Origin of the sequence: Streptomyces sp. NPDC051987 (assembly GCF_040680735.1) — a bacterium.
In the GTDB taxonomy this organism is placed as follows: Bacteria; Actinomycetota; Actinomycetes; order Streptomycetales; family Streptomycetaceae; genus Streptomyces.
This window is the reverse complement of the sequence record NZ_JBFAXI010000033.1, coordinates 1-16,935: the sequence shown is the minus strand read 5'-3', so window position 1 is coordinate 16,935 and position 16,935 is coordinate 1. Positions and strand designations below refer to the sequence as shown.

At 73.7% G+C, this 16,935-nt stretch carries 19 protein-coding genes; 8 read left to right on the top strand and 11 right to left on the bottom strand.

Features of this window, described 5'->3' with window-relative positions; genetic code table 11:
• The first annotated feature begins 14 nt into the window (after positions 1–14).
• Entirely contained in the window at positions 15–338 is a 324-nt protein-coding gene (locus AB0M11_RS19480) for a hypothetical protein (RefSeq protein WP_365707003.1), read from the top strand.
• 213 nt (positions 339–551) lie between these two features.
• The gene (locus tag AB0M11_RS19475; RefSeq protein ID WP_365707001.1) at positions 552–1,148 is read left to right on the top strand and encodes an ATP-binding protein; all 597 of its coding nucleotides are present in this window, start codon (positions 552–554) and stop codon (positions 1,146–1,148) included.
• Between the two features lie 82 nt (positions 1,149–1,230).
• On the opposite strand, the gene AB0M11_RS19470 is transcribed toward AB0M11_RS19475, so the two are convergent.
• From AB0M11_RS19470 to AB0M11_RS19460, 3 genes are all read right to left on the bottom strand, one after another.
• Entirely contained in the window at positions 1,231–1,521 is a 291-nt protein-coding gene (locus tag AB0M11_RS19470; protein WP_365706999.1) for an SHOCT domain-containing protein, read from the bottom strand.
• Between the two features lie 315 nt (positions 1,522–1,836).
• Positions 1,837–3,072, bottom strand: coding sequence for an ROK family protein (locus tag AB0M11_RS19465; RefSeq protein WP_365706997.1), 1,236 nt, complete (start codon positions 3,070–3,072; stop codon positions 1,837–1,839).
• A gap of 221 nt (positions 3,073–3,293) precedes the next feature.
• A complete protein-coding gene (locus tag AB0M11_RS19460) occupies positions 3,294–3,944 on the bottom strand; it encodes an alpha-ketoglutarate-dependent dioxygenase AlkB (RefSeq protein ID WP_365706995.1) in 651 nt (216 codons plus the stop codon).
• Between the two features lie 68 nt (positions 3,945–4,012).
• On the opposite strand from AB0M11_RS19460, the gene AB0M11_RS19455 reads away from it, so the two are divergent.
• Entirely contained in the window at positions 4,013–5,143 is a 1,131-nt protein-coding gene (locus AB0M11_RS19455) for a methyltransferase (protein WP_365706993.1), read from the top strand.
• Here AB0M11_RS19455 and AB0M11_RS19450 read toward each other — a convergent pair.
• Together AB0M11_RS19450 and AB0M11_RS19445 are read right to left on the bottom strand one after the other, a co-directional pair.
• Positions 5,130–5,996 (bottom strand): class II fructose-bisphosphate aldolase, encoded by an 867-nt coding sequence (locus AB0M11_RS19450; protein WP_365706992.1) that lies wholly within the window; start codon positions 5,994–5,996, stop codon positions 5,130–5,132. The genes AB0M11_RS19455 and AB0M11_RS19450 overlap by 14 nt on opposite strands.
• 2 nt (positions 5,997–5,998) lie before the next feature.
• Positions 5,999–6,892, bottom strand: coding sequence for an SIS domain-containing protein (locus AB0M11_RS19445; protein ID WP_365706990.1), 894 nt, complete (start codon positions 6,890–6,892; stop codon positions 5,999–6,001).
• A 149-nt stretch (positions 6,893–7,041) separates the two neighbouring features.
• Between AB0M11_RS19445 and AB0M11_RS19440 the strand changes: the two genes are divergently transcribed.
• Positions 7,042–7,821, top strand: a complete 780-nt coding sequence (locus tag AB0M11_RS19440; RefSeq protein ID WP_365706988.1) for a DeoR/GlpR family DNA-binding transcription regulator — start codon at positions 7,042–7,044, stop codon at positions 7,819–7,821.
• A 30-nt stretch (positions 7,822–7,851) separates the two neighbouring features.
• Here the strand turns inward: AB0M11_RS19440 and AB0M11_RS19435 are convergent, their stop codons facing one another.
• From AB0M11_RS19435 to AB0M11_RS19420, 4 genes are all read right to left on the bottom strand, one after another.
• Positions 7,852–8,247: a luciferase family protein gene (locus AB0M11_RS19435; protein ID WP_365706986.1), complete on the bottom strand. Its 396-nt coding sequence runs from the start codon at positions 8,245–8,247 to the stop codon at positions 7,852–7,854.
• 325 nt (positions 8,248–8,572) lie between these two features.
• Complete coding sequence (locus AB0M11_RS19430) at positions 8,573–8,713, bottom strand: hypothetical protein (RefSeq protein ID WP_365706984.1); 141 nt, start codon at positions 8,711–8,713, stop codon at positions 8,573–8,575.
• A gap of 181 nt (positions 8,714–8,894) precedes the next feature.
• Positions 8,895–9,824 (bottom strand): carbohydrate kinase family protein, encoded by a 930-nt coding sequence (locus AB0M11_RS19425; RefSeq protein ID WP_365706982.1) that lies wholly within the window; start codon positions 9,822–9,824, stop codon positions 8,895–8,897.
• Positions 9,821–10,498, bottom strand: a complete 678-nt coding sequence (locus tag AB0M11_RS19420) for a class II aldolase/adducin family protein (protein WP_365706980.1) — start codon at positions 10,496–10,498, stop codon at positions 9,821–9,823. Before AB0M11_RS19420 ends, AB0M11_RS19425 begins: the two co-directional genes overlap by 4 nt.
• A 57-nt stretch (positions 10,499–10,555) precedes the next feature.
• Between AB0M11_RS19420 and AB0M11_RS19415 the strand changes: the two genes are divergently transcribed.
• Positions 10,556–11,209 (top strand): TetR/AcrR family transcriptional regulator, encoded by a 654-nt coding sequence (locus tag AB0M11_RS19415; protein WP_365706978.1) that lies wholly within the window; start codon positions 10,556–10,558, stop codon positions 11,207–11,209.
• Between the two features lie 24 nt (positions 11,210–11,233).
• Here AB0M11_RS19415 and AB0M11_RS19410 read toward each other — a convergent pair whose 3' ends face one another.
• Positions 11,234–12,979, bottom strand: coding sequence for an alpha/beta-hydrolase family protein (locus AB0M11_RS19410; protein WP_365706976.1), 1,746 nt, complete (start codon positions 12,977–12,979; stop codon positions 11,234–11,236).
• 245 nt (positions 12,980–13,224) lie between these two features.
• Here AB0M11_RS19410 and AB0M11_RS19405 point away from each other — a divergent pair, with 245 nt between their 5' ends.
• Together AB0M11_RS19405 and AB0M11_RS19400 are read left to right on the top strand one after the other, a co-directional pair.
• On the top strand, positions 13,225–13,929 hold the full coding sequence (locus AB0M11_RS19405; protein WP_365706974.1) for a CPBP family intramembrane glutamic endopeptidase: 705 nt from the start codon (positions 13,225–13,227) through the stop codon (positions 13,927–13,929).
• A 204-nt stretch (positions 13,930–14,133) separates the two neighbouring features.
• Positions 14,134–14,910, top strand: coding sequence for a maleylpyruvate isomerase family mycothiol-dependent enzyme (locus AB0M11_RS19400; protein ID WP_365706972.1), 777 nt, complete (start codon positions 14,134–14,136; stop codon positions 14,908–14,910).
• 27 nt (positions 14,911–14,937) lie between these two features.
• Here AB0M11_RS19400 and AB0M11_RS19395 read toward each other — a convergent pair whose 3' ends face one another.
• Positions 14,938–15,339: a MarR family transcriptional regulator gene (locus tag AB0M11_RS19395; protein ID WP_365706970.1), complete on the bottom strand. Its 402-nt coding sequence runs from the start codon at positions 15,337–15,339 to the stop codon at positions 14,938–14,940.
• Between the two features lie 86 nt (positions 15,340–15,425).
• On the opposite strand from AB0M11_RS19395, the gene AB0M11_RS19390 reads away from it, so the two are divergent.
• Positions 15,426–16,901, top strand: a complete 1,476-nt coding sequence (locus AB0M11_RS19390) for an MFS transporter (RefSeq protein ID WP_365706968.1) — start codon at positions 15,426–15,428, stop codon at positions 16,899–16,901.
• The last annotated feature ends 34 nt before the right edge of the window (positions 16,902–16,935 follow it).

The window sequence follows — 16,935 nt, the reverse complement described above, 5'->3', positions numbered from 1 at the left end:
AGGGGCGGGGCAGGATGGCGGAGCCGGAGTTCACGGCGAAGGGCGTGCGGATCGACAAGCGACTGCGTTCGCTCACCCGGGCCGGGCAGGTCCGGATAAGGGACGGCAGGCTGCAGCTGCTGACGAGCTACGGCAGCGAGATCGACAGCGCACCGGTACAGGCCGTACGGGCCTCGAAGCCGTGGTTCGCGTCGCAGGACCGGGCCCTGGCCGACCTCAACGGCCAGCGCTACTCACTCACCCTCGGTGACCAGGATCCGGCGCCGGGCGAGCCCGGTCCGCCCACGGCACGCCGCTTCATCGAGGCGGTACGGCGGGCCGCGGGGCGCGATCACTGAACCCCGCGGGCGGCGGGGCACGGCCACCGGACCACGGCGAGTTGCGGGACCGTGTGCGCCGGGTCACGCTTGTCTCACGTCACTCTGGGTCTACCGGCGATAACGCTGCGAACCAGCCCGCCGGTCACGACAGCAGGCGGCCCCATGGACGGCGGCACCCTGCTGGATCCGTTCTCCGTGTTCTTCCGGACCTCACGTCGGGGAGTCGCAGCCGTGATCAAACACCCAAGCAGACACTGCTCGGTGGAGCTCCAAGCATTGCCCTCGCGGATCGGCCAGGTCCGCAGAATCGTATCTGCGCAGTTGCGTTACTGGCGTCTCGATCCGTTGATCGACCGGGCCGCGCTCGGCGTGACGGAGTTGCTGACCAACGTGCACCGGCACGCCCAGCCCGACAAGAACTGCACGGTGGAGATCGAGCTGCAGCTCGACCGTCTCACGGTGTCGGTCCGTGACCACGATCCACGCCTGCCCGTCGTCGAGGACGGGACGGACATCGCGCCGATGGCCACCTGCGGCCGGGGGCTCGCGATGGTGGCCGCGGTCAGCGAGAGCTGGGGGGTGCGGCCGCACGACGACGGCAAGGTCGTGTGGTTCACCCTGCCCGCGCCGACGGCCACGGCGAAGGCGGCCCGCCCGCAGCGCCGGCTCGCCGAACCGGCACCCCGCCGGATCATCGAGCCGGAACCCGCGACAGCGGGCGCGCCGGTCCCCGCACACGCCACCGCGCACGCGCCCGCCCCCGCACACGCCACCGCCGCCCTCCCCGGCGCCGCGCACGCTCCCGCCCGCTCGGCTGTCGCCAGTTGAGCGGGCGGTGAGTCTCCTCGCCGAGTCTCGCCGCCTGTTCACTCCTCGCCGGATCCGCGGCACGTCCCGGCGCGGCGGGCGGTCATGCCGCGCCGGGCTTGCCGAGGCGGCCGAAGTGCTCCTCCAGGACGGACAGCCGGCGCCAGTACTCGTCCTCGTCGATCTCGCCGGCGGCGAAGCGGCGGCCGAGGACCACGAGCGGTGAGTCGCCGGACGGACGTCCCGCGTCCGCCGGACGCCAGGGTCCGCCGCGGGCGCGCCACGCGGTGCGGCGCAGGAACGTGACGCCGCCGATCACGACGGCCGCCCAGATCAGCGGGAAGAACAGGATCCACGGGCCGGGTCCGCCGTCCCAGTTCGCCAGGTTCTGCATCTTGGTCCAACTCCTCCGTCAGGAAGGTCCGGGTGTGCTGACCTGAGCCTGACTCCGAGGCGGGGTCCGGGTCGTCCTGCGGCCGACGGCAGTCGCCGTACCTCGCGGGGAGTACGCGGTGGCGGGCACGCTCCTCCGCCCGCGGGGACGGTTGACCGCGTCCTGAACGCGCGGGCGGCGAGCCGGACAGGGCGGTCGCGGGGACGGCCCCGTGCCCCGGACGGACGACGCGGAGACCGACGCCGTTCCGGCCTCAGGCGCCCGCTGGTGGCGGCGTCGTGGGGACTGGCGGCGCGGTGGTGGGCGGCGGGCAGGTCACCGAAGTGCCCCCAGCGGGTCGTCCAGCACCGGCTGCCAGGCCAACTCCGCGGCCCCCACGAGGCTGTTGTGGCTCAGCGTGCACGGCAGGATCGGCACGCTGCCGCTCTGGCCCCACAGGCTGCGGTCGGCGACGACGGCGCGCAGCCGTTCCGGGTCGGCGTCCAGGAGGGTGCGGTGCAGGCCGCCGAGGATGATGCGGTCGGGGTTGAGGATGTTGACCAGCCCCGCAAGGCCCAGACCGAGCCGGTCGACCAGGGCCTCGGTCGCCCCGCGGACGGTCGGGTCCGCGTAGTGGTCGCGGATCAGGTCCTCGGCCTGCCGGAGCAGTGACACCTCGGGGCCGGGCTCGCGGCCCGCCTCGACCAGCAGCGCCAGCGGATCGGCCTCCACGTCCAGACAGCCCCGGCTGCCGCAGTGACAGGGGCGGCCCTCGGGGTTCACGGCGAGGTGACCGACCTCCAGGGCGAGGCCCGAACTCCCCGTGTGCAGACGGCCGTCCAGGACCAGCGCGCCGCCGACGCCTCGGTGCCCGGTGGCCACGCACAGCAGGTCCCGGGCGCCCCGGCCCGCGCCGTGCCGGTGTTCGGCCAGCGCGGCCAGGTTCACGTCGTTGCCCGCGAACGCCGGACCGGTGATCCCGGCCGCCCGCACGCACTCCGCGAAGATCCGGCGCACGGGTGCCCCGACCGGCCAGGCCAGGTGCAGGGGGTTGAGGGCCAGGCCCTCCGGTTGGGCGACGGCGGACGGCACGGCGAGACCGGCGCCGACGCACCGGAGGCCGGTGCTGCGCAGCAGGTCGGCGCCGGCTTCGACCACCGAGCCGAGCACCTTCGCCGGGTCGGCGTCGACGGTCTCGCAGCCGGGCGCGGTCGCGACGATGCGGCCGCCCAGACCGACCAGCGCGGCGCGGAAGCCGTCGGCATGGACCTGGGCGGCGAGGGCGACGGGCCCGTGCTCGGCGACCTCCAGGCGATGCGAGGGGCGGCCCTGCGAACCGGCTGCGGCGCCGGGGTGGGCGTCGACCCTGATCAGGCCGAGCGCCTCCAGTTCGGCGGCGACGGCGCCGGCCGTGGCCCGGGTGACGCCGAGCTCCGCGGTGAGCACCGCGCGGGTGGGGGCGCGGCCGGTGTGGACGAGTTCCAGGGCGGGGCCGAGTGCGCCACGTCCCCTGTCCAACCGGGGTTTCGAGGTTCCGTTCCCCGTCGGGCCGGGGGCCGCCTTTCCGCTCATGGGAGGGAGTCTGCCATGATCCGCAGAAGCGGCCGCAGGGAAGGTGCGGCGCCGTCGGGGCCGGTAGCGCCCACGCCGCGGCAGCCCCATGTCGACCGCGCCCCGCGCCTCTTCGACCGCGCCCCGCGCCTCTTCGACCGCGCCCCGCGCCTCTTCGACCGCGCCCCGCGCCTCTTCGACCGCGCCCCGCGCCTCTTCGGGTGCGCTCCGGCCGGGGCCGGTCACCAGCCGCTGACGCGCAGCGTGACATTGAGCCGGCCGGCCAGGCCCAGCTCCGGCGGTCCCGTGCCCGGGTACACCCTCGGCACTCCGTGGTGGGCGCGCCGGGACTCGCCCCCGAACACGAACAGGTCACCCGAGCGCAACCGCACGTCCGTGTACGGCTTGCCCCTGCTCTCCGTGTTGCCGAAACGGAACACGCAGCTGTCCCCCAGGCTCAGCGACACCACCGGTGCGTCCGATTTCTCGTCGGCGTCGCGGTGCATGCCCATGCGGGCGTCGGCGTCGTAGAAGTTGATCAGGGCGATGTCGTACGACAATCCGGCGACCGCTTCGGGGCCGAGGGCGTCGGTCACCGCGCGGCGGCCCAGTTCGCCGAGCCAGGGCGGGAACGGCTTCACGGGGCCACCGTCACCGTCGACGGCCGTGCGGGCGTAGGTGTACGGGTACCAGTGCCAGCCCAGGCACACCTGGCGGGCGGTCATCGTGCCGCCGCCGGGGGTGCGGACCGTGCGCAGGCCGGCCGGGGGCCGGGCCCAGTCGCGGCAGGCGGTGAGCAGCGCGCGCTGCCGGTCCGCGTCCAGCCAGTCGGGGACGTGCACGGCGCCCGGCGCGATGCGGGCGCGCGCCCTGGGGAACAGCTCATCCTCCATGCCCCCCATCCTGCCCGACCGGGCCTGATCTGCGGTTCGGCTAGCCTGGACGCACGATGAGCGACCGTATGACGACTGCCTGGGGCGAGTTCGAGCTGTCCCGTTTCCCGGAGGATCCGCGCGACCGGCTGCGTGCCTGGGACGCCTCCGACGCGTACCTGCTGCGGTACCTGGACCGGGAGCGGATCGGTCTGTCCGGCGCGGTGGTGGTGCTCGGCGACCGCTGGGGGGCGCTGGCCACGGCGCTCGCGGAGCACCGGCCGGTGCAGGTCACCGACTCGTACCTGAGCCAGGAGGCGACCCGGGTCAACCTGGCGCGGGCCGGGGTCGAGCCGGGCGCGGTGCGGTTGCTGACCACCCAGGACCCGCCGCCGGAGCGGGTGGACGTGCTGCTGGTCAGGGTGCCCAAGAGCCTGGCGCTCCTTGAGGACCAGCTGCTGCGGCTGGCGCCCGCCGTGCACGCGGGCACGGTCGTGGTCGGCACCGGCATGGTCAAGGAGATCCACACGTCGACGCTGCGGTTGTTCGAGCGGATCCTCGGGCCGACCCGGACCTCGCTGGCCGAGCAGAAGGCCCGACTGATCCACTGCACGCCGGATCCGGCCCTTGAGCGCCCGGCGAACCCGTGGCCGTACAGCTACGCGCTGCCCGACGGCATCGGCGCGGTGTCCGGGCGTACGGTCGTCAACCACGCCGGCGTCTTCTGCGCCGACCGGCTCGACATCGGTACCCGGTTCTTCCTGGCGCACCTGCCGGAGGGGGGCCGGCGGATCGTGGACCTCGGGTGCGGGAACGGGGTCGTGGGTACGGCGGTGGCGCTGGCCGACCCGACGGCCGAGGTGCTGTTCGTGGACGAGTCGTTCCAGGCGGTCGCCTCGGCGGAGGCCACCTACAAGGCCAACGGGGTGCCCGGACACGCGGAGTTCCGGGTCGGGGACGGGCTGGCCGGGGTCGCCGACGGCAGCGTGGACGTGGTGCTGAACAACCCGCCGTTCCACTCCCACCAGGCGACCACCGACGCGACGGCGTGGCGGATGTTCAGCGGGGCGAAGCGGGCGCTGCGGCCGGGCGGCGAACTGTGGGTGGTCGGCAACCGGCACCTGGGGTACCACGTCACGCTGCGCCGCCTGTTCGGCAACTGCCGGCTGGTGGCGGGCGACCCGAAGTTCGTGGTGCTGAAGGCCGTCAGGCGCGGCTAGTCCCGCCGGCCAGCACGCCGATGATCCTGGTCACCTCCCGGGCCATGGCCTGCCTGCCGAGGTCGAGGGGGGCTCGGGGGTCGACGGCCTCGGGATGCTCCGTGAGGAAGCGGCGGACGGACCCGATCATCGCCATGTTGAGCGCCGTGCCGACATTGACCTTGGCGATGCCGTCGGCGACCGCGGCGGTCAGGCCGGTGTCCGGGACTCCGGAGGAGCCGTGCAGGACGAGCGGGACCGGCACGACGCCGGCGAGGCGTCTGAGCAGCTCGTGGTCGAGGGTGGCGGTGCGCGTGGTCATGGCGTGCGCGCTGCCGATCGCCACGGCCAGTGCGTCGACACCGGTGCCGGCCACGAAGTCCCGCGCCTCGTCCGGGTCGGTCCGTGCGCCGGGTGCGTGCGCGTCCAGCGCCGGCCGGCCGTCCTTGCCGCCGACCTCGCCCAACTCGGCCTCGATCCACAGCCCTTGGGCATGCGCCCAGTCGACGGCGGTCGCGGTCGCCGCGAGGTTGTCCGGGTACGGCAGCCGGGACGCGTCGTACATCACCGAACTGAACCCGGCGTGGGGTGCCTCGCGGAGCAGGGTGTCGCTGCGGACGTGGTCCAGGTGCAGGGCGACCGGCACCTCGGCCTGTTCGGCGGCGGTGACGGCGGCGCGGGCCAGCGGCAGGAGGCGTCCCTGGCGGAACTTCACCGCGTTCTCGCTGACCTGGAGGACGACGGGCGAACCTGCCGCCTCGGCGCCGGCGATGACGGCTTCCACGTGTTCCAGGGTGATGACGTTGAACGCCGCTATGGCTGACCGGGCTTCGGCGGCCCGGGTCAGCAGCGCGCCGGTGGCTGCGAGAGGCACGCTCACTCCCCGTCGGAGGGGGCGAGGATCACCGAGCGGGTGAGATGGCGCGGCCGGTCCGGGTCGAGGCCCCGGGCGGCGGCGACGGCGACCGCGAGGCGCTGGGCGCGGACGAGTTCGGCGAGCGGGTCGAGGGTGCCCTGCACCCACAACCCCCCGGTGGCGCCGACCTGTTCCGCGAGTCCGGCCGGGGCCGGACCGAACATCCAGGTGGCGGTGGCGCGGGTGGTGATGCTGATCGGGCCGTGCCGGTACTCCATCGCCGGATAGGCCTCGGTCCAGGACAGCGCGGCCTCGCGCATCTTGAGTCCGGCCTCGTTCGCGAGTCCGACGGTCCAGCCGCGTCCGAGGAAGGTGAACTGCCCGCATTCGGCGAGCCCTGGGGGCAGGGGTACGGAGAGGGCGGTGCGGGCGTCGGCGACCACGGCGTCGGTGTGCAGGCCGAGGTGGGCCCGGAGCAGGGTGAGGGCGCTGGTCGCGAAGCGGGTCTGGACGACGGAGCGTTCGTCGGCGAAGTCCAGGACGACGAGGTCGTCCGCGGCATCGGCCACGGGCGTGCCGGGGTCGGCGGTGATCGCGGCGGTGCGCACCCGCCCCTTCAACTCGCCTAGAAGGCTCAGTACTTCGGTGGTGGTACCGGACCGGGTGAGCGCCAGGACCCGGTCGTAGGACCGCCCGTACGGGAACTCCGAGGCGGCGAAGGCGTCCGTCTCGCCGTGCCCGGCGGACTCACGCAGGACGGCGGCGGCCTGGGCCATGAAGAAGGAGGTGCCGCAGCCGACCAGGGCGACCCGCTCGCCCGGTGCCGGGAGCGCGTGGGCTCGGCGGGTCGCCTGGCCGGCGGCTCGCGTCCAGCACTCGGGCTGGCTGTTCAGCTCCTCAGCGATATGTGACATATCACTACCCTCCCCGTGGTGATTGTTCTTGCAAGATAGAGCGCGATATCAATCACTATCAAGCATCCGACCGCCTGCGCAGGTGCGCTAGGGTCACCGGAAGATCGAGGAGACCGAGGGCCGACAGGACCGGGGAACGGAGGCGGCCGATGTCGCGCGACGCGCGCTGGAAGGCGCTGCTCGAGCTGCTGGTCGAGCGCGGCCGCCTCGAGGTCGAGGAGGCGGCGACCGAGCTGGCGGTCTCGGCGGCCACCATCCGCCGCGACCTCGACCAGCTCGCCGAGCAGCAGCTGCTGGTGCGCACCCGGGGCGGGGCGGTGGTGCACGGGGTCTCCTACGAACTGCCGTTGCGTTACAAGACGGCCCGGCAGGCCTCCCAGAAGCAGCGGATCGCCAAGGCGGTGGCGGAGCTGGTCGCGCCGGGTGAGGCGGTGGGGCTGACGGGCGGCACGACCACCACGGAGGTGGCCCGTGCGCTGGCCGTGCGCGGGGACCTCGGCACCGGCACACCGGCGCTGACGATCGTCACGAACGCGCTCAACATCGCCAACGAGCTGGCGGTACGGCCCCAGTTCAAGATCGTGGTGACGGGCGGGGTGGCCCGCCCGCAGTCGTACGAGCTCGTCGGTCCCCTCGCGGACGGGGTGCTGGGGCAGATCAGCCTCGACGTGGCGGTGCTCGGCGTGGTCGGCTTCGACGTCGCGCACGGGGCGGCCGCCCATGACGAGGCGGAGGCCGCGGTCGACCGGCTGCTGTGCGAGCGTGCGGCCCGCGTGATCGTCGCCGCCGACTCCGGCAAACTGGGCGCGCGGGCGTTCGCCCGGATCTGCCCGGCGGACCTGGTGGACACGCTGGTCACGGACGCGGCGGCGGCGCCGGCTGTGGTGCGCGGGTTCGAGGAGGCGGGAATCCGGGTGCTGACCGTCTGACGCGGTGCGTCCGGCCGGCCCGGTCCCCCGTCACCTCCCGCTGGTGTCCGCGCTGACGAAGCCCGCGCCCCGCTCGTCGTTGCAGCCGAACACGGGCCGGTCGGCCGGGTCGGGCCAGCTCTGCTGGGCCTGGAGGGCGACGCTCACCAGGGTCAGCAGCAGGTCGACGTCGCTCGCCGCGTCGAGCCGGAGGGTCACCCACTGGGAGCCCGGGACGATCCGGATCGCCCCCGTGCTCTTGAGGTTCTTGGCGAAGTGCCGGATGGCGTGGGCGGTGAGCCGCAGGTCCACATCGCGTTCGGAGTGGAAGTGCGCGATCTCGCCCTGGGCGGAACGGACGGCCTGACCCAGCCCGCAGCTCGGTACGGCCTCGGTCAGGTCGGGCCAGGTCGCCAGTTGCGCCAGAGCACGCGCGGCCAACGTCATGGGGCCATCATGGACCGCTCACTCTCCGGTAACCAACCAGCGGGCAGTTATTAACCGAGCTGTTGCCGGTCTCCGTCCGAACACGGACACCGGGGACGAGCGAACATCCGAAGGAGGGTTGCCCAGTGTGCCGAGGCTCGGCAGTTGTCACCGGTGGAGCCGCATGAGCCGGCAGAAGGGCCGGCCCGAAGCAGCCGGGTTGTCACCCGGGAGGCGGGCCGCTTGCCAACAGCCGCTGCTTCACGTTTTCCTGACGGTGAGGGGTTCCTGCCCCGGATCGCCCTGCGTTTGCGCTGGTGAGGCCTCCGGCTCCGGGCCGGGTTGTTCAGTGCCAGTAGCTGGGCGTGTCCCCGCCGGGCTGCTGCCACGCCCACACGCCCAGTGCGATCACGGCAGCGATGACGACCACGGCGAGCAGGAAGCAGCCGAGGCCGCCGCGCCGGTTACGGCGAGTGAGGTGGTCCACAGGTCCCCCCCGAGGAGTCGAGATGGCTCTGCGTCCGAGCGTGGCCGGGACCGGGGCTGCTGGGCAAGACCGCACCAGGGCCTGGAGCTGCTTGTCACCGCCGCCCACGCGGCATCCGTTCCGTCGCAGGTCGAAGGGTGAGGGACGACGGGCACCGGCCGGGCCGAGGACGAACGCCGAGCTAGGCCCGCCTGACACCCGTGGCCGCGAACGCGTCGGCGACGGCGAGGTCGAAGTCCCCGTGGTCGCTGCCGAGCCCCTGGGCGACCAGTGCGGCCACGGCGTTGCCGAGGACGGCGGATTCGTACGGGGTGCGGCCCAGCCCGATGCCGTAGACGAATCCGGCCGAGAAGGCGTCGCCGCAGCCAGTGGTGTCCACGACGTCGATCTCGAAGGCGGGCACCGGCTCGGCGCCCTCGGCGGTGACCAGCAGCGCGCCGTCGCCGCCCCGGGTGACCGCCACCAGCCCGGCGCCGGCGCCGACCAGCTTCTTCGCGCCCGCGAGCAGATCGTCCTCGCCTGAGAAGCCCCGCACCTGGTCGTCGTTGGGCAGGAGGTGGTCCACGTACGGCAGCGCCGCGGCGATCTGCTCGAAGCTGCCGAGCACGCCCGGCGCGAGCAGGTCCACGGAGGTCGTCACCCCGTGCTCCTTGGCGAAGTGCAGGATGCGCGCGGCGACGTCCACGCCGATCAACTCCGGTCCGCCCAGGTGGAGATGACCGGCTTCGGCGAGGGCGTCCCAGGGCACGTCGTCGACGCCGTAGGTGATGTTGGCGCCGAGCAGGTGCAGGGAGGGCCGGTCGCCGTTGGGCCGGATGGGCAGCACGCTCGCCGAGGTGGCGGTGTCGGTACGGCGGACGAGGAAGCCGGTGTCGATCCCGGCCTTCCCGAGCAGCTGCACCAGCATGTCGCCGGTCGCGTCGGCGCCGATGGCCCCGGCGCTCTGCACGGTGGCGCCGAGCTTGGCGAGGCTGAGCGCGGTCCCGCCGGCGGTACCGGCGGCGGTCATCCTGATGTCCTCGACCAGGGTGGCGCCCTGCCCCTCGGGTATCGCGTCCACCGGCCGGACCAGCACGTCCAGCACGTGCACGCCCATCGTGACGACTCTCATGGCTTGCCCTCCTGCAGGGGTTGAGTGGTGCCGTAGTTCCGGGCGATCGCCGCCTCGATCACCGCGAGTTGCTGCCGCTCGTCCAGGACGCGAGGGGTGCCGAGGGCCGCCGCGTGCCGGTACACACCACAGGCCCATTCGAGCAGCAGAGCGTTCTCCGCCGCCTTGTCGAGCGTCGGGCCGACGGTGACCGAGCCGTGGTTGGCCATCAGGGCGGCGCTGCGGCCGTCGAGCGCGGTGAGGACCGACTCGGCGAGTTCCGGGGTACCGAAGGTGGCGTACGGAGCCACCCGCACGGTGCCACCGAGCGCGAGCAACTGGTAGTGGATGCACGGTAGTTCGTCGAGCACGCAGGAGAGCGCGGTGGCCATCGGGGCGTGCGTGTGGACGACCGCGCCGGCACCGTGACGCCGGTAGACCCCGAGGTGCAGATCGAGTTCGGAGGTGGGTCGCAGGGTCCCGGCGACGACCTTGCCGTCCAGGTCGACCACCGTCACCTGACCCGCGGTGAGCTGGGCGAGCACGGCACCGGTCGCGGTGACCGCGACCCGGTCCCCCACCCGCACGCTGACGTTGCCCGCCGTCCCGATGAGCAGGCCCGCCGCTCCCAGGCGACGGCAGACGTCCGCCACCGCGGCCCGCTCCTGAACCAGAGCGGAGCTTGAGTCCGTCATGGCCGCGACGGTAACCTAAACCTGAAACAAAGTCACGTTCAGATTCAGGAGCCGCAGGTGCGCGAGCCGACCGACGAGGAGACCGGGGCCGTGCTCCGCCGCACCCCTCAACAGGCCCGCAGCAGAGCCCGGTTGGCGCGAGTACTGGAGGCCGCGGAGCGCGTGCTGGTCAGCGAGGGCGTACCGGCCCTGACCACCACCCGGGTCGCGGAACAGGCCGGGGTGTCGGTCGGCTCGCTGTACCAGTACCTGCCCGACCGGGACGCGATCATCGACGCGCTGGCCGCGACGTACTTCTCCCGGCTGGAGGCGGTGATGGAGGAGTTCGTGCGCAGCGCGGCGACGGAGCGCTGGTCCGACCCGGTCGGCGTGCTGATCGACACCTACGCCGGGCTCTACCGCACGGAACACGGCTTCAGGGCGCTGTGGTTCGGCAGCGGCCTGACCGACCGGACCCGGGCGGCGGACCGCGAGCACAAGCACCGGATGGCCGACGGGGTGCGCCGGGTGCTGCTCGCGCTCGGGGTCGCCGGCGACACCCAGGGGCTCGGACCCGCCTGCCATGCCGCGGTCCTCGCCGCCGACGCGCTCGCCCAGGAGGCCTTCCGCCGCGACCCCGAGGGCGACACGGCCCTCCTCGACGAGGCGAAGGCCATGCTGCGCGGCTACCTCACGGACGTCACGGGAAGGCAGGACCGGCGGGGCGGCTGAACACCGGCCGTCACGAGCGGCCGCTCAGTCCAGCAGTCCCGGTTCCGGCACGGACTCCAGCAGCCCGGCGAGCCGTGCCGTGTCCGCGGCCGTCCATCCGGGCGGGCTCGTGATCCGCGCCCAGGCGCTCGTCGGCAGGGTTCCGTACCGGTGGCCGTATCCGTCCGGCACGCTGTCGGCGCCCGCCAGGTCGCAGGCCACCTGCCAGAACGTCAGGAGCGGATACCACCGCATCGCCGGTGAGACGTCCCTGGCCCGCGGCCGGTCCAGCCAGTCCGGCCGGTGGAGGGCGAGGCCGGGCGACCACCAGACGACCGGATCGGAGCCGTTCTGCAGGTAGACCGCGCGGGGCTCGCCCCAGGGCGCGTCCGGAATTCCGTAGTCCGCCGGCACCTGGGCGAAGCGCACCCGCGCCCCGTCGGCGACCACCGGCCGCCACTCGGGGCTGCCCGGCTGCCTATGGACGGTGACCGTCTTCCACAGCGGGTTGTCGTAGGTGGGCCCGACGAAGAGCGCGCCGCCGGTCTCGGCGACGAGCGTGGCCAGGGAGCCGTTCAGGGCGGACTCCATGGAGAAGGAGCCGAGGCTCTCGCCGTAGACGACGAGCCGGGGCCGGGAGCCGGCCGGGAGGGTCCGCCACTTGGCGTAGACGGCGTCGAAGAGGGCACGTCCGGTGGCGGCGGCCTCGTCCTCGGTGAGCGCGGAGACCCAGCTGGGCAGGTAGGAGTACTGCAGGGCGACCTCGGCGGTGTCGCCGTCCCACATGTACTCCAGGGGTTTGCTGCCCTGACCGTTGATCCAGCCGGTACCGGTGGTGCCCATGACGGCGAGGACCCTGCGGGAGAAACCGCCGGTGCGGTCGAGCTCGCGGACGGCCAGGGCGGCGCGTTCGTGGAGGGTACCGGCGGAGCGCAGGCCCACGTACACCCGTACCGGATCCCGCGCCGGGCGGCCGGTGAAGGCGGTGATGTCGGCGCGGGGCGTGGCGGTGGCGACGAAGTCGCGGCCCTTGGCGCCCAGCGTGTCCCAGGGGGCGGCGGAGTCGGGGCTGCCGGAGAGGGTGGACAGGCGGGGCTGGTGGACGCCCTCGGTGGTGCCCTGGTCGGCGAGCGAGGCGCCGCTCTCGATCGCGTCCAGCGCGGCGCGCAGCAGGAAGCCCTGGACGACGCCGACGATCACGAAGGCGGCCAGGACCACCCCGGTGGCGTAGGCGACGGCGCGCGGGAGGAGGACGTCGAACACGTGGGCGACGACGCGGGTGCACAGCCGTGCCGTGCGGGCGGCCAGCAGCAACAGCGTCCCGACCAGCGCCGCCACGAACGGGACCAGCGTCCACTGCCACCAGACGAGGTGCGGGGGCAGGGTCACCGCCCGGCGGACCTGTCCCTCCCAGCGGACGCTCCATGCGGTGACGCAGACCACCGCGACGGCGCCGAGCACGCCCAGGGCGGCCCAGAGAACACGACGGACCCGCGGGCGGACACGGAAGCCGGCCCAGCGCAGCAGCAGCCGGGCGAGGCTCTCCAGCACGGCACCGACGGCGTAGCCGACGGCCGCCGAGACGCCGGCCACGAGTCCCTGGAGCCACCAGGCGCGCGGGAGCAGGGAGGGGGTGAGGGACAGGCAGTAGCACAGGACCGCCACCCCGAGGCCGCCCCAGCACGGCCGCCGCCGGACCACCCGCTCGGGACCCGCGTACCGACGCACCCGCTCCGCCGTCCGCCGGGTCCAGTCCTTCGTACGTCTCAGAGCCCTGCCCGCACCACTCACTTGGCCACCTCGGGACCACGATCGGGCACCGTACCCGCCCCCGCATCCCGAAGATCCCCCAAAGACGCACCCCTCTTCGGAAAAGGTGCGGAGCGTCACGGGATGTCCCATCGTGGTGGGCATGGTGCAGGCCCGGACGACCGAGAACCCCGGCTCCACGCCGCGGCCGACCCGCCGGCCGACCCGCCGGCCGGTGCCCGGCCGGCTGCCGCGCGACCCGGCCGGGTCCTGACCCCGCGCCCGCCATGCCGCCCCCCCGGCTTCCCACCCGCGGCGCCCTGGCGGCGGTGGTGGCCGTGCTGGTGTCGGCGAATCTGCTGGACAACCGCTGGGCCGCGTCGTGGAGCCTGCTCACCGCGGTGGTGACCTCGGCCGTTCTGGTGGGGCTGCTGTTCTGGGCCGGGGGCACCTGGTCGGAGCTGGGGCTGGGGCGTGACTCCCTCGCGGAGGGGGCGCGTTGGTCGGTCGCCCTGATCGGGATCGTCGCGGCGGTCTACCTGTGCGCGGCGTTGCCGCCGGTCACCCGCGGGCTCTTCGCGGACCAGCGGACGGACGCGCTGAACGGCCCGGAGATCGCCTTCAAGGTGCTGGTCGCGGTGCCCGTGGGGACGGTACTGCTGGAGGAGACGGCCTTCCGCGGGGTGCTGTTCGCCCTCCTGCTCCGCCTGCGCACGGCCACGACGGCGGCCGTCCTCTCCTCCGTGCTCTTCGGCCTCTGGCACATCCTGCCCTCGCTCCACCTCGACCAGGACAAGCCGATACTGGGTTCGCTCTTCGGGCACTCGGTCGCCGGGGCGGCCCTGGTGGACGTCGGCGCGGTGCTGTTCACGGGCGTGGCGGGCTGCCTGCTGTGCTGGCTGCGCGATCGCAGCGGCTCCCTGCTGGCGCCGATGGCCCTGCACTGGGCGGTCAACGCGCTGGGATACGCGGTGGGGTTCCTGCTGCGCTAGCCCCGGCCTGTCGGCACCCGCGCCTGCCGGGGGCAGCCGGTACCGGAGCCATTCGGCGTGCCGGCCTCGCGGCAACCGGTACCGGTGCCGGTCGGCGTGCCGGCGCGGAGCAGCCCGTGTCGGGGACGGTCGGCGTGCCGGCCGCAGGGCCGCCGGGGCCGGGGCCGACCGCGGGCTGTGGCCCGCATCCGGCAGACTCGCGGCATGGAGACTGCCGAGTTCCTCGAAATCCTCGACCGGGAAGGTCGCTTGCTGGCCACGGCCGCCGCGAAGGCGGGGCTCGACGCCCCGGTGCCCGCCTGCCCCGACTGGCGGGTGCGCGACCTGCTGCGGCACACCGGAACGATCCACCGGTGGGCCGCCGGTGTCGTCGCCGACGCGGAGACCTCGCCCCGCCCCATCCCGGACCCGCCGGACATCGACGGCACCGAGCTGACCGCCTGGTACCGGGAGGGCCACCGCCGGCTCGTCGCCACCCTGGGCGGTGCGCCGCGGGACGTGACCTGCTGGACCTTCCACCCCGCCCCGGTCTCCGCACCGCTGGTCTTCTGGCTGCGCCGGCAGGCGCACGAGACGACCGTCCACCGGTACGACGCCGAAGCGGCGGCGGGCGGCCCGGTGTCCCCGATCGGCACGGCCTTCGCGGTCGACGGGATCGACGAACTGCTGCGCGGCTTCCACGCCCGAGCGCGCAGCCGGGTCCGCAGCGCGCACCCGCGGGTGCTGCGGGTGCGCGCGGTGGCCGGGCACACGGACCCGGCCACGGCTGCCACTGACATCGACGCGGACACCGCATGGACGGTACGGCTGTCCGCGCAGCCGCCGGTCACGGAGCTCGGTGGCGCGCCGGACGACCCGGCGGCCGAACTCTCCGGCCCCGCCGACCGGTTGTACCTGGCCCTGTGGAACCGGATGCCGGTGCCGACGGTGAGCGGCGACCCGGAGGTGGCCGACCTGTGGCTGACGAACTCCGCCGTCTGAGCAGCCGGTTCAGCCACCCGGCGGGTCTCAGCCCGGTTCCGCGGCCAGCATCCGGGTGAGCACCGCGCGCTGCACCGGCAGCACCTCGCCGTGCAGCGCGCGCCCCTTGCGGGTGAGCGCCACCCGCACACCGCGCCGGTCCTCCGGACACATGGCCCGCTCGACCAGGCCGTCCTTCTCCAGGCGGGCGATCAGCCGGGACAGCGCGCTCTGGCTGAGGTGCACCCGCTCGGCGATCTCCTGCACCCGGTAGCTGTCCGCGCCGTCCGCCGCCGGGCCGTCGGAGAGCAGGTCGAGGACCTCGAAGTCGCTGGCGCACAGGCCGTGGCCGTGCAGGGCACGGTCGAGCTCGCACTGGGTGCGGGCGTGCAGGGCCAGGATGTCCCGCCATCGGTTCACGAGCGCCTGCTCGGGCTTCTTCGCCGCCATCGGGGCACCCTAGCAGAGGACCGGCTTTGTTGCATCGTAATTAAATGCATTTGCATTCGATGCGTGCGCATGTAATGTCTGCGGTCATGACCTCTCCGCTCACCGCCCCGGCCGCCGGGGGACGCTGGACTCCCCGGCTCTGGGGCACGCTCCTGGTGCTCTGCGCCGCCATGTTCCTGGACGCGCTGGACGTGTCGATGGTCGGCGTCGCCCTGCCGTCCATCGGCTCCGACCTGCACCTCTCCACCTCGACGCTGCAATGGATCGTCAGCGGCTACATCCTGGGTTACGGCGGCCTGCTCCTGCTCGGCGGCCGCACCGCCGACCTGCTGGGCCGACGCCAGGTGTTCCTGGTCGCCCTCGGTGTCTTCGCGCTCGCCTCGCTCCTCGGCGGTCTGGTCGACTCGGGCCCGCTGCTGATCGCCAGTCGCTTCGTGAAGGGCCTCAGCGCGGCCTTCACCGCCCCGGCCGGCCTCTCGATCATCACCACCACGTTCCCGGAGGGCCCGCTGCGCAACCGCGCCCTCTCGATCTACACCACCTGCGCGGCCACCGGCTTCTCCATGGGCCTGGTGCTGTCCGGCCTGCTCACCGAGGCCAGCTGGCGCCTGACCATGCTGCTGCCCGCGCCCATCGCCCTGATCGCGCTCCTCGCCGGGCTCCGGCTGCTGCCGCGCAGCTCCCGCGAACGCGACCACGACGGTTACGACATCCCCGGCGCGATCCTCGGCACCGCCGCCATGCTGCTCCTGGTCTTCACCGTGGTGGAGGCGCCGCGGACCGGCTGGGCGTCCGCCCGCACCCTGCTGTCCTTCCTCGCGGTCGCCATCCTGCTCACCGTCTTCGTCCGGGTCGAACGGCGCTCCCCCGGCCCGCTCATCCGCCTCGGCGTGCTGCGCTCGGGCAACCAGGTCCGTGCCCAGCTCGGCGCGATCGCGTTCTTCGGCTCGTACGTCGGCTTCCAGTTCCTGACCACCCTCTACATGCAGTCCCTGCTCGGCTGGTCCGCGCTGCACACCGCGCTGGCCTTTCTGCCGGCGGGCGCACTGGTGGCGGTGTCCTCGACCAAGGTCGGCGCGGTCGTGGACCGCTTCGGCACCCCCCGGCTGATCGCGGCCGGCTTCGCGTTCATGGTCCTCGGCTACGCCCTGTTCCTCCGGGTCGACCTGAGCCCGGCCTACGCGGCGGCGATCCTGCCGTCGATGCTGCTGATCGGCGCGGCCTGCGCCCTGGTCTTCCCCTCCCTCAACATCCAGGCCACCAACGGCGTCGACGACCACGAGCAGGGCATGGTCTCCGGGCTCCTCAACACCTCGGTGCAGGTGGGCGGCGCGATCTTCCTGGCGGTCGTCACGGCCGTGGTGACCGCGGGCGCGCCGGCTCACGCGACCCCGCAGGCGGTGCTCGACAGCTACCGCCCCGGCTTCCTGGTGGTCGCGGTCGTGGCCCTCGCCGGGCTGCTGATCACGCTCACGGGGCTGCGCACCCGGCGCCCGCAGGAGACCGTCGTGATCGCCAGGTCCGTCGCGCCCGAGACCGAGCGGGTGCCCGCACGCGACTGAACGGGACGCCCGCGGACGCGCCCGGCGGGGCCGG